The sequence below is a fragment of the Streptomyces sp. NPDC020597 genome, from assembly GCF_044335095.1.
GTDB lineage: Bacteria > Actinomycetota > Actinomycetes > Streptomycetales > Streptomycetaceae > Streptomyces.
In genome coordinates, this window is the sequence record NZ_JBIRUL010000005.1 from 85,546 (window position 1) to 98,249 (window position 12,704).

The window sequence follows — 12,704 nt, forward strand, 5'->3', positions numbered from 1 at the left end:
GCCGCCGTCCGGTGCGGACGACGGCCCCTCTCCCCGGTGGGCGGCCACGCGCCCGGACCGTCACATGTGGATCACCGGCGCGGCGTCCGCGTCCTGCTGCGGCACTCCGCGGCGGAAGAGCGCGAAGGCGATGACCGCGCCCGCGACGAAGAAGCCGGCCGACCACCAGAAGGCGGTGGTGTAGCTCTCGATCGTGGCCTGTGCCTGGACGAGCTTGTCCGCCGGGTTCTTGCCGGCCAGGTAGTCGGTCGCGGCGCTCGCGGCGAGCGTGTTCAGCAGCGCCGTGCCGATCGATCCGCCCACCTGCTGCATGGCGTTGACGGTGGCCGAGGCCACGCCCGCGTCCTCGGCGGCGACCCCGCCGGTGGCCAGCTGCATGGCGGGCGGCATGACCAGGCCCAGGCCGAGGCCGGTGACGACGAGCTGCGGCAGGACGGCGCTCAGGTAGTGCGAGCCGACGCCGATCCCGGTCAGCCAGGCCATGCCGGCCGCGGCGACGGCGAAGCCCAGCGGGATGACCGCCTTCGGGCCGAGTCGCGGCACCAGGACGGTCGTGCCGAGCTGAGCCGCGATCATCAGCGCGCCGACCATCGGCAGGAACGCCACACCCGTCTTCGTCGGGCTGAAGCCCAGGTTCAGCTGGAGGTAGTAGGTGAGGAAGAGGAACACGCCGAACATGCCTGCGCCGGAGACGAGCACGGCGAAGAAGGAGGCGGCGCGGTTGCGGTCCAGCAGGATGCGCAGCGGCAGCAGCGGGTGCGCGGCGCGGGTCTGCCACCAGGTGAAGGCGGCCAGCAGCAGCCCGCCGATGATCAGGAAGCCCCAGGTCAGCGGGGAGCCCCAGTCGTGCGTCTCCGCGTTGGAGAAGCCGTAGACCAGGGCGAACAGCCCGCCGGCGACCAGGACGGTGCCGGGCACGTCCAGCTTGGAGTTGGCGGCGTCGCGATGGTTGGAGAGCAGCAGCCAGCCGCCCGCGAAGGCGACGACGGCGATGGCCACGTTCACGTAGAGCGTCCAGCGCCAGTCGAGCGCGTCGGTCAGGACGCCGCCGAGCAGCAGGCCCACCGCGCCGCCGGCGCCGGCGATGGCGCCGTAGACGCTGAACGCCTTGGCCCGCTCCTTGGCGTCGGTGAACGTGGTGTTGAGCAGGGAGAGCGCGGCCGGGGCGAGGAGCGCGCCGAACACACCCTGTAGTGCGCGGGCGGTGACCAGCATCTCGAAGTTGGCGGCGGCGCCGCCGAGCGCCGACACGGCGGCGAAGCCGACGACGCCGATCAGGAAGGCCGTCTTGCGGCCGAAGAGGTCGGCTATACGGCCGCCGAGCAGCAGCAGGGAGGCGAAGGCCAGGGCGTACGCGGTGACGATCCACTGCCGGCTGCCGTCGGAGAAGCCGAGGTCTGCCTGGGCGGAGGGCAGCGCGATGTTCACGATGGTGGCGTCCAGGACCACCATCAGCTGGGCGAGGGCGACCACCGCGAGGATCCACCACTTCTTGGCGGAGGCCGCGGACGGATCCTGTTCGGCGCCGGTGCGGGCGTCTTCCGTCAGGGTTTTGGAGGACATGGGCAACCACTCCAGGGACGTCGGCAAAGAGCACGTAAACGAAACTGTTTCGTACACCTGGAGGCTAGACCAGATTCTGCGAAACGGCAAAGTTTCGTTAGTGCGTGCCGGGCGGCTGAGGAGGATTGCGCGGCCGCGCGTCCCGCGCGCTACGTGAGCTGCCGGCGCACCAGTTCGTGCAGCCGGCCTGCGGTGTCCGCGAGAAGCTGCGCCGGCGGGCCCTGCTGGGCGATCCTGCCGTTCTCCATCACGACCACCCGGTCGGCGTCCATCACCGTCGACAGCCGGTGCGCGATGACGACGCGCGTCGCGTTGAGCTTGCGGGTGCTCTCGATGACCGTGCGCTGCGTCTCGTTGTCGAGGGCGCTGGTCGCCTCGTCGAAGAACAGGATGCGCGGCCGCCGGATCAGCGCCTGCGCGATCATCAGCCGCTGACGCTGACCGCCCGAGACGGACCCGCCGCCGGAGACGATCGTGTGCAGCCCCATCGGCATGCGCCGGATGTCCTCCGCGAGCCCCGCCAGCTCCGCCGCCGCCATCGCCTCCTCCGGCGTGTAGGCCCCGGTCCCGCAGATGACGTCCAGCAGCGAGCCGGTGAACGGCTGGGCGTGCTGCAGCACCACACCGCACTGCCGGCGCACCGCCGCCTGGTCCAGCGCCGCCAGGTCCTGGCCGTCGTACAGCACACTGCCCGAGAGCGGCCTGTCGAAGCCGATGAGCAGCCGCAGCAGGGTCGACTTGCCGCAGCCGCTCGGGCCGACGACCGCCACGAACTCGCCCGGCCGCACCTCGAAGGAGACGTCGTCGAGGACGAGGGGACCGTCGTCCGAATAGCGGAAGGAGAGCCGGCGGGCCTCGAGCGCGCCGGTCAGCGGGCCGGGGCGGGTGCTCCCGGTGCGGACCTCCGGGGTGGCCTCCAGCACCGGCCGGATCTCCTCGAACAGCGGCAACGCGGCCACCGCCGACACGAACGCGCCGGTCAACGAGGTGACCGAGGTGAGCAGCATCGTCATCGAGGTGTTGAAGGTGAGGAAGTCCGCCGCCGACAGCGCCCCCCGGGCAGGGCCCGCCAGCAGCATGAACATCAGCAGCGAGCACAGCGGCAGATACACCGAACCCAGCACGGTGCTCAGGTTCTTGATCCGGCCCAGCCGCTGCTGGAGCTCCCGGCTGCGCGCGAACTGCGCCGCCCAGGCCGCGTACGCGTAGTTCTCGGCCGCCGCGATCCGCAGCTTCGGCAGCCCGCGCAACGTCTGGAACGCCTGGTTGTTCAACTTGTTGGAGAGCACGACCAGCCGCCGCTGCCAGCGCACCTGCCACAGCCCGAGCGCCAGGAACACGGACGCGATCACGACCAGCATGCCGATCGCGGCCAGCGCCATCGGCACGCTGTACCAGAGCAGCAGCCCCAGGTTCATCGCGCCGATCGTGACGGACTGCGCGACCGACGGGCCGAGCCCCGCCAGCAGCCGCCGGATCGCGCTGACCCCCATCGCGGCACTCGCCAGCTCACCCGTCGACCGCTCGGCGAAGAACGTCGTCGGCAGCCTGAGCAGCCGGTCCCACACCGCCGGCTGCAGTGTCGCCTCGACCCGCCCCTCCAGCCGCAGGATGGTCAGGTTCTGCAGCAGCGTGAACGCCGCCGCGACCACGCCGGCGACCATCACGGACAGGCACACCTGCACGATCAGGCCCTGCTGGGCCTTCGGCACGTACTCGCCGAGCACCTTGCCGGTGGCGATCGGCACCAGCGCCCCGATCGCCACCGTCACCAACCCGCTGAGCAGCAGGTTCGTCAGGTCCCCCGCAGTGCCGCTCATACAGAACCGCAACAGACCGAGGGGGCCGGGCCGCCGGTCCGGCAACGGCCGGTAGAACATGACGGCCCGCGGCTCGAACTCCTCCGCGTTCGCCTTCTCGACCGGGGTCTCCCGACCGGTCGCCGGGTGCACGGCCACATAGCCGCCGCGCCGCCACAGCAGCGCGACGGGCGCCCCGGACAGGGCCCGGCGCCCGACCAGCGGCCCCACGTCGTCGCGCCACCAGCGGCCGTCGAGGCGGACGGCCCTGGCCCGCACCCGCGAGGCCAGGGCGACCCGCTCTACCGGGTCCAGCCGGTCGCCGTCGTCGCCCGTCCGGGCGGGCTCGACGAGAGTGATCCCGGCGGCCCGCGCGACCAGCCGGCAGGCCGCGAAGGTCGCGTCGGCGTCCGCGGCCGTGGCGCGCCGCCCGGACTTCCCGCCGATCGACGCGAGAAGCGTGCGGTCGGCCTGGGCCCGCACCGCCTCGCCGGCCTTGATCCCGGCGGCCGTGCGGGTCTCGTGGGTGCGTTCCAGCTGCTCGATCCAGCGGTCCAGCGTGGTCAGCAGCCGGTACTGCTGGTCGACCATGGACTGCCACACCGCCGGGTCCATCAGCAGGTCGGCGGCCGCCTCCTCGCCGTACAGCGAGCCGTACTGCACACTGCCCGGCGGGACCTCCATCCAGAACACGTCGTCGTCCTGGACCTCCGCGGGCCCCTCCGCGGCCGTCGGCGCCTGGAACAGGACCGACAGACCGCGGCCGACGCCGAGGGCCAGCGCGTACTCCAGCGGACTCGACGTCGGCGGGACGTACCGGGGGGCGCCGTACTCGTCGTACGACCAGGTCCGGGTGTGCGCGGGCTGGTACAGCTCGCGCAGTCCGACGCGGTGCACCACGCAGTCCCGCGACGGGCGCGCGGCGAGCGTGTGCCGGGGCCCGGCGACCGGCCCCAGCAGCAGCGCGCCCGCCTCCAGCCGGCCCAGATGGTGCCAGTGACCCTGCTCCCCGGCGTCCACCGCGAACAGGTCGAGCGCGCCCGACGCGACCAGCCACAGCACCTGCGGGCCCTCCAGGTCGAGGCGGCCCGAGCCGGCGCAGTCGATGCGCGAGCCCATCCCTCCCAGCGCGGCCAGGACGACGTCGAGCCCGCCCTCGGACACGGCGGTCACGTCAACGCTCTCCGTCATCTCAGCGCTCCCTGACCAGGGCCGCGTACGAGCCGCCGAGAGCCACCAGCTCCTCGTGCCGTCCGCGCTCCACCACGGCGCCGTGCCGGAGCACGACGATCTCGTCGCTGTCGCGCACCGTGCTCAGCCGGTGGGCGATCACCACACACGCACAGCCGCGTCGGCGCAGGTTGTCCATCACCGTCTGCTCGGTCTCCGCGTCCAGCGCGCTGGTCACCTCGTCCAGTACCAGGATGCTGGGCCGGCGCACCAGCGCCCGCGCGATCTCGAGCCGCTGCCGCTGCCCGCCGGAGAAGTTGCGGCCGTCCTGCTCCACCCTGCTGCGGATGCCGCCGGGCCTGCGCAGGACGACGTCGAGGAGCGCCGCGTCCCGCAGCGCCTCCTCGACCGCGTCGTCGGGGATCGACGGATCCCACAGCGCCACGTTGTCGCGGACCGACCCCTCGAACAGGAACACCTCCTGGTCGACGAAGGACACGGAGGAGGCCAGGGCTCCCCGCGGTATGTCCTCCAGCCGCTGCCCGTCGATCCGGATGACGCCCTCCCAGGGCGCGTACAGGCCCGAGATGAGCCGCGACACCGTCGACTTGCCGCTGCCCGAACCGCCCACCAGCGCCACCTGCCGGCCGGGCCCGACGGTCAGGTCGAAGCCGGTCAGCAGCGGCTTGTCCAGCGGGCTGTAGCCGAACGCGACGTTCTGCAGCTCGACGTGACCGCGCAGCCGGCGCGTGGAGTCGGCGCCCTCGCGACGGTCGTAGAGCGGGTCGGCACGGAAGTTCTCCACGTCCTTCAGCCGGGCCACGTCCGCCGCGAAGTCCTGGATGCGGCCCGCCACGCCGTTGAGCCGGGTCAGCGGCGCGGTGAAGCGTGTGACCAGAGCCTGGAAGGCGACCAGCAGCCCCACCGAGACATGGCCCTCGATCGCGCGCATCCCGCCGATCCACAGGATCAGCGCGCTGTTGAGCGTCGCGAGGGTCGGCGCCACCACGCCCAGCCAGGCACTCGGCACCCCGAGCCGCTGCTGCTCCTCCAGGGTGGTCGCGTGCTGCCCGGCCCACTTGCGGAAGTAGCCGTCCTCGCCGCCGGTCGCCTTCATCGTCTCGATCAACTGCAGCCCGGTGTAAGCCGTGTTGGTGAGCCGCGCGGTGTCCGCCCGCAGCTTCGCCGTCCGGGTCGCCCGCATCCGGACGACGATCCGCATGGCGACGACGTTCAGCAAGGCCACCCCGACGCCGACGTACGTCAACTGCGGGTCGTACGTGTAGAGGAGAACGGCGTAGAGGACGACGACCACCGCGTCCACGCCCGCCGACGCCAGATCGCGGGCCAGGGTCTCGGCGACGGCGTCGTTCGACTGCAGGCGCTGGACCAGGTCGGCCGGGCTGCGCTGGGAGAAGAAGGTCACCGGCAACCGCAGCAGATGCCGCAGGAACCGGGCGCTGGACAGCGTCGAGGAGATGATCCGGCCGTGGTGCAGGTTGGCCTGCTGGAGCCAGGTCAGCGCGACCGTGAGCGCCACGCAGGTGCCCATCGACGCGAACAGCACGCCGAGCAGCGAGGTCTGACCGCCGATCAGGAACGTGTCGATCCAGGTCCGGCTCAGCGCCGGCACCGCCGCGCCGACCAGGACCAGCAGCAGGCTCGCCAGTACGGCGGCCGGCAGGGTGCCCGCGGTGCCGCGCAGCCGGGCCGGCATCGCGCCCAGCACACCGGGGCGGCGACCGCCCCGCTCGAAGTCCTCGCCCGGCTCCAGCACCAGCACGACACCCGTGAAGCTGCCGTCGAACTCCTCCATCGGCACGAACCGCCGCCCCTTGGCGGGGTCGTTGACGAACACGCCGCGTCGGCCGAAGCGCCGGCCCAGGCCCTCGTGCACGACGTAGTGGTTGAACTCCCAGAAGAGGATCGCCGGTGTGCCCACCCCGGCGAGCGCCGCCAGGTCCATCTGCATGCCCTTGGCCGTCAGGCCGTAACTGCGGGCCGCCTTCAGCAGGTTGCTCGCGCGTGAACCGTCGCGGGAGACCCCGCACGCGATGCGCAGCTCCTCCAGCGGGACGTGCCGGCCGTAGTGGGCGAGGACCATGGCGAGGGAGGCGGCCCCGCACTCCACCGCCTCCATCTGCAGCACCGTGGGCGTGCGGACGGTCTTCACCCGGCTCTTGGGGACCGGGCGGCGGGGCGGCGCGGCCCGCCGTCGGCCACGGGTCTGTCCGGCGGCGGTCAAGGGAGCAGCCAATCGACGGGATGCTGTTCGGCCAGCCGGATCGAGCCCGTGGCCATGGTCATGGAGGCGAGCCCGAACGGCGGGCCGCCCGCGGACGACCAGCGGTACCCGCTCCTGGTCGCCGAGGACTTCTCGAGGCGGACCAGGACGGCCACCGGGCGGCCCGTCTCGGTGAACTGCTCGCCCAGCTGGCTGTCGCCCAGGAACGCGGCGATCTGCTGCGCCGACTGGGCCGTGCGGTCCACCGACTTCACCCGGCCCCGCAGCACGCCGTACTGCTGGGACGGCACGGTCTGCACGGTGAGGTCGACGGCCGCGTCCTGCGGGATGGAGGCCGCGTTCTCCGCCGGGACGTACACCGTGGCGTACAGCGGATCGCCGGGGTCGGCGATCTTCTCGACGGCGGCCACGTTCGCTCCGGTGGAGACGATCTGTCCGAGGGAGGCGGCGAGCGCGGTGATCCGGCCCGCGGCGACCGTCCGCACCACGGTGACGCCCTCGGCCGTGCGCACCTTCAGCACGGGGGCGTCTGCGGGCAGCCGCTCGCCCTCCTTCGCGAGGACGGCGATGACCTGGCCGGCGGCGGGGCTCTGCAGGAGGTAGCTGCCCTCGCCGTGGGTGAGGACGGCGGGTGCGTCCACCGTGGACGTGACCGACCCGGTCACCGCCCACACGGACGCGGCCGCGAGGACGACCACCGTCACGGACAGCGCCAGCCAGCCCTGCGGGCGCGCGAAACGCACCGGCAGGTCGAGTTCCTCCGGTGACTGGAGCTTGGCGAGGGCCTGTTGACGGAACTGCACAGGGCTTCCCTGGGGGTGTCTTCGCGCACCGACGAGTCCCGGAGCCGGGTGACGGCTCCGGGACTCAAAGGGTCACAAGGGCGCGATCAGAGACCGGCGACCAGGTTGGTGACCGGGGCGGTGCTCAGGCCGGTGACGCCCTCGACGGTGCCGACGGCCGTGTCGACCACGGACGAGACGGGGGCGATGCCGTCCACCAGGCCGGTGACGGTGCCGAGCGCGTTCAGGGCCAGACCGCCGGAGACGTTGTCCAGCTCGGCGTCGGAGATCTCGACGGTCTCAACCTGGGGGGTGGAGTTCATGGGGGGACTTCCCTTCACATGGGTATTCATAAGGGGGGAGCGGCCCCCTCTGGGGGACAGACGACGGCCGCGAACGCCGGCGCCGGGCCTCCGTCTCCGGAGACCGCGGCGGCCTGCGGTGCGTTGGACTAAAGCAGGTCCACGGCTCGGACATCCAATCAATCACCGCTCTCACCTGGGCACTTGCGTCACAGGAGCGTCAAACCGTGCAGGTGCGGCCACGTCTTGGGGCCGACTTCTTCACACCTCGGACGAGGTCCGCTCGGATGAGCACCCGGCATCCTCGCGGCGAATCCGACACTCCGCCCCCAATGGCCCGGCCGGGGCCTCGCGGATGTGCAGAACCCGCCCCGACGGTGCCCCGCTTGGGCATGCGCTGTGCAGATTTCCTGAAGCGGGGATTCCGGCGCTCCTCATCGGCGGAGAGTCGCCGGTCGACTGCGGAGCGTGCGGATCCGAGGGTGTCGGCAAGCGGTCGGATTCAGCCACCGGGTACGGATCCGGCCGACATCCGGCGGTGCCTGACGTGCCGTCGGCCGCCGGACCGCCTCCGCCGCCGGGCCTGCGTCCGGCCTCGCCGGAGGTCGCGGCGTCCCTCGGCGTCCCGGGTGCGCGGCACTCGTCAACGCCCGCCGCAGCGGCGTCCCGGCGTCCGGCGTGAGCACCGTTGACCAGTGAGGAAGCGGAACGGGAGGGTCCCTCTCCGAGGGTGGGGCGCAGAGGTCGGCGTCTGCGCCGAGAGGGCGAAACCACTCGAAAGGATCTTGTCGGCTACGGCGGTCGTCATCGCCATATGGGTGACTGCTCCGCGGCCGGCGGAGTCGGCCGCAGGTCACGGCCGATTCAGCGTTTCGCAAAGGAAGTTGGCAATCGCGATTGAACGCCCCGCGTGCCGCCTGCGTACCCATGGCCAACCAGGCGCCGCTGTACGGATGTACGGAACTGCCGACGCCGGCAGTCAGACCCCGTCCCCCCAGGAGGTCGAGTTTTTTGAGTCACAAGCGAGTTACGAAGCGCAAGGCCATCATCGCGGCAGGCGGTGTGGCGGCCCTCGGTGCGGCGGCCATCCTGCTTCCCCAGGCCAACGCCTCCCAGGACAACGGCGCCAATGGAGCCACCTCGGTCAAGACCCTGAAGTCGGGCGACGCCTCGAACCTCGCGTCCCAGCTCGAGAAGCTGCTCGGTGACGCCTTCGCCGGCTCGTACTACGACGACGCCGCAAAGCAGCTGGTCGTCAACGTCACGAACGTCTCCGGCGACAAGAACAACGTCGTCGTGCAGGCCGAGCGGGCGGGCGCCAAGGTCCGCGAGGTGGAGAACAGCAAGGCCGAACTCGAGGCGGCGGCGAAGACGCTGAAGACGAAGGCGACCGTCCCGGGCACCTCCTGGGCCGTCGACCCGAGGACGAACAAGATCCTCGTCACCGCCGACTCCACGGTCACCGGCCGCAAGTGGGACCGCATCGACTCGACGGTGCAGTCCCTCGGCGCGAGCATGGCGACCATCAGGAAGTCGGCCGGCACCCTCAAGCCGCTCGTCTCCGGCGGAGACGCGATATTCGGCGGCGGAGCGCGCTGCTCCCTCGGCTTCAACGTGACGGCGGGCGACGGCTCCCCGGCGTTCCTGACGGCAGGTCACTGCGGTGTCGCGGCCAAGCAGTGGTCCGACTCCGAGAACGGCCAGCCGATCGCCACCGTCGACAAGGCGACCTTCCCGGGCGACGGCGACTTCGCTCTTGTGAAGTACGACGACGCGAACACCCAGGCGCCCAGCGAGGTCAACACCGGTCAGCAGAAGGTCGCGATCAACCAGGCGGCCGAGGCGACCGTCGGCACGCAGGTCTTCCGGATGGGCAGCACCACCGGCCTCAAGGACGGTCAGGTGCTCGGCCTCGACGCCACGGTGAACTACCCCGAGGGCACCGTCACCGGCCTCATCCAGACCGACGTCTGCGCCGAGCCCGGAGACAGCGGCGGCTCGCTCTTCACCCAGGACGGCCAGGCGATCGGTCTGACGTCCGGCGGCAGCGGTGACTGCACGGTCGGCGGCGAGACCTTCTTCCAGCCGGTGACCACCGCTCTGGCGGCCGTCGGTGCGACGCTCGGCGACGGTGGCGCGGGCGCCGGAGCAGGTGACGCGGTCGGCGGCGGCCAGGCCGGCGCGGGTGCGGTCGACGCGAACGGTGACGGCGTCGACGACAACACCGGCGAGGCCATCCAGGGCGGCGGCCAGGCGGGCGCGGGTGCGGTCGACGCGAACGGTGACGGCATCGACGACAACACCGGCGAGGCCATCCAGGGCGGCGGCCAGGCGGGTGCGGTCGACGCGAACGGTGACGGCGTCGACGACAACACCGGCGAGGCCATCCAGGGCGGCGGCGACGCGGCGGCCGACGGCGGCGCGAACCAGAACGGCGGCGACCAGAACCAGAACGGCGGCAAGCAGAACGGCCGTCAGGGCAAGAACCAGAACCAGAACCAGAACCAGAACCAGAACCAGAACGACAACGGCCAGGACGGCTCGGGTGTGAACGAATCGCACTGACCCAGCGGCATCCGAACGGTCCGGTCCTCCAGCGAGGGCCGGACCGTCGGCGTTCCTCCCGGCGTCGCCTCCTCAGCCGTCCCGCCGGGCCCGCAACAGCAGCAGGGCCACGTCGTCGATCCGGTCCTCCGTCTCCCCGTAGCGCCCCACCAGCTCGTCGGCCAGCTCGTCCAGCGGGCGGTCCCCGTGCTCGGCGAGCCGCCGCCCCAGCTCCGCCACCGCGTCCTCGATGTCCACGCCGGGCTTCTCGACGAGTCCGTCCGTGTACAGGGCGAGGACACAGCCCGCGCAGAGCTCGACCTCCGTCGTCGGGTACGTCGCCGAGGCGTCGATGCCCAGCAGCGGGCCGCCCGCCAGGTCGAGGACCCGGACACGCCCGTCCGCCCGGCGCAGCAGCGGCGGGGGATGACCGGCCCGGGCCATGACCGCGCGGCCGCCTACGGGGTCGAGCCGCAGGTACAGACAGCTCGCCAGCAGGTCGGAACCGAGGTCGATCAGCAGCCGGTTGGTGCTGCGCATGACCTCCGCCGGCTCCTGGCCCACCGTCGTGTAGGCCCGGACGGCGGTGCGCAGCTGCCCCATCAGGCCGGCCGCCGTCACGTTGTGCCCCTGCACGTCGCCGATCACGGCCGCCGCGAGCGGGGGCGAGGGCACCAGGTCGTAGAAGTCGCCGCCGATCTCCATGCCCCGCGTGGCGGGCAGATAGCGGGCGGTCGCCTCCATGCCGGGCAGCCGCGGCAACGAGGGCGGCAGCAGCGCCGCCTGCAGTCCGTGCGCCAGTTGGTGTTTGGTGTCGTACAGCAGGGCGCGGTCCAGTGCCTGCGCGATCAGCCCGGCCAGACTGGTCAGCACCGCGCGCTCGTGGGTGGAGAAGGCGTGCGGCTCGGCATAGGCCAGCACGCAGGCGCCCACCGGGCGGCCGGAGGCGATCAGCGGCAGGTAGGCCCAGGAGCCGAAGCCGTCGGGGGCGGCGGGCCGGGCCGGGTACAGGTGCCGCAACTGCTGCGGCGAGTCGAAGAAGGCCGGCACACCGTGGGAGACGGCGCGCGCGCCCGGCGTCGGGGCGGTCAGCGACATCCCGTCGAACTGTTCCACCGCGGCGGGGTCCGGATAGCCGTGATGGCCGAGCACATGCAGCCGGCCGGCCCGCGCGCCGAGCAGTGCCAGTGCCTTGCTTCCCACCGCCGGTGCGATCTCGTCCGCCACCATGCCCACCACGTCCTGCACGCTCACCGTCTCGGTGAGCGCCCCGGCCAGGCTCAGAGCCTGCGACATGGACACCAGCCGGGTCGGCGCGTCCCCGGAGCGGGCCTCGGCCGGCCCCGTCCGCGACACGGACCGGGCCCGGCTGATGCGCACACTGATGCCGGTGGTGCTCGGATACAGCCGGAACGACAGCCACTCCGAGGGCGGGCGCAGCGCGACGAAGGAGGTGGCGTCCTGTCCGATGAGCGCGGCCCGGTAGCGCTCCTCGTACATCGGATCGTTGAGCCACGGCACGGCCGCCCACAGCTGCGAGCCCAGCAGCCCGCTCACCGGCACCCCGAGCATCTCCGCCGCGGCGCTGTTCGCGAACCCCACCCGCCCCCTCAGATCCAGCGAGCACATCCCGTACGGCAGCCGGGCCACCATCCGGGCCGCCTCCACGGTGCCCAGGCTGTCGGAGACGCCGCCCACCGGGCCTGCGCCCAGCACGTCGGACTCGGCCCGCACCGTGAGATTCCGCGCCGCCGCGCGCTCCAGCCGCAGCGCGAGCCGCTCGCAGGCCGACGTCAGCTCCCGCCGCTCCCGATCGGACAGCTCCGGCGGGTGGGAGCCGGGCCAGGTGACGAAGACCGCCCCGTACGCCCGGGTCCCGGTGGCCACCGGCAGTGCGGCCAGCGCGAAGGGATACGGCAGGACGACCGCGATGCGGGGGTAACGGCGTGCCATCTCCTCCTCCCCGCCCACCCACACCAGCCGTCGTTCGCGGACCGCTTCGGCGACGGGGATCGGCGCGCTCAGCCCGACGCGCTCCCAGGGCGCGGCGAAGGACCGGGGCAGTCCCGCCATCACCGCCATCTCCAGGACCGTCCCGTCGCCGGGCCGCAGGTACACCGCCCCGGAGTGCGCGCCGACGGCGTCCATCATCGAGGTGAGGGCGAGGGAGAGCAGCGGCTGGCCGCCCGGCGCCCATACGGTCGCCGGCGCCCGGCCGGACGTCTGCTCGGGCACGGCGACCACCTCCTCGCCCGCGCGGGTGTCCGGCTCCAAATCTGCCCTCTGACGGCGCGACGCG

General features: G+C 72.4%; 7 protein-coding genes. 1 reads left to right on the forward strand and 6 read right to left on the reverse strand.

What is annotated here, in order from left to right; genetic code table 11:
• Positions 1–60: 60 nt before the first annotated feature.
• From ACH4ZA_RS11270 to ACH4ZA_RS11290, 5 genes are all read right to left on the reverse strand, one after another.
• The gene (locus ACH4ZA_RS11270) at positions 61–1,563 is read right to left on the reverse strand and encodes an MFS transporter (protein WP_398428994.1); all 1,503 of its coding nucleotides are present in this window, start codon (positions 1,561–1,563) and stop codon (positions 61–63) included.
• 149 nt (positions 1,564–1,712) lie between these two features.
• Entirely contained in the window at positions 1,713–4,535 is a 2,823-nt protein-coding gene (locus tag ACH4ZA_RS11275) for an NHLP bacteriocin export ABC transporter permease/ATPase subunit (protein ID WP_398429274.1), read from the reverse strand.
• A gap of 19 nt (positions 4,536–4,554) precedes the next feature.
• Positions 4,555–6,777, reverse strand: a complete 2,223-nt coding sequence (locus ACH4ZA_RS11280) for an NHLP family bacteriocin export ABC transporter peptidase/permease/ATPase subunit (RefSeq protein WP_398428995.1) — start codon at positions 6,775–6,777, stop codon at positions 4,555–4,557.
• Positions 6,774–7,580, reverse strand: a complete 807-nt coding sequence (locus ACH4ZA_RS11285) for an HlyD family efflux transporter periplasmic adaptor subunit (protein WP_398428996.1) — start codon at positions 7,578–7,580, stop codon at positions 6,774–6,776. The genes ACH4ZA_RS11280 and ACH4ZA_RS11285 overlap by 4 nt, the downstream gene beginning before the upstream one ends.
• 86 nt (positions 7,581–7,666) lie before the next feature.
• Positions 7,667–7,882, reverse strand: coding sequence for a type A2 lantipeptide (locus ACH4ZA_RS11290; protein WP_107445578.1), 216 nt, complete (start codon positions 7,880–7,882; stop codon positions 7,667–7,669).
• A 990-nt stretch (positions 7,883–8,872) separates the two neighbouring features.
• Here ACH4ZA_RS11290 and ACH4ZA_RS11295 point away from each other — a divergent pair.
• Positions 8,873–10,426 (forward strand): S1 family peptidase, encoded by a 1,554-nt coding sequence (locus ACH4ZA_RS11295; protein ID WP_398428997.1) that lies wholly within the window; start codon positions 8,873–8,875, stop codon positions 10,424–10,426.
• Between the two features lie 72 nt (positions 10,427–10,498).
• Here ACH4ZA_RS11295 and ACH4ZA_RS11300 read toward each other — a convergent pair whose 3' ends face one another.
• Positions 10,499–12,640 carry a SpoIIE family protein phosphatase gene (locus tag ACH4ZA_RS11300; RefSeq protein ID WP_398428998.1) on the reverse strand — a complete coding sequence of 714 codons (2,142 nt, stop codon included), beginning with the start codon at positions 12,638–12,640 and terminating at the stop codon, positions 10,499–10,501.
• Positions 12,641–12,704: the final 64 nt, after the last annotated feature.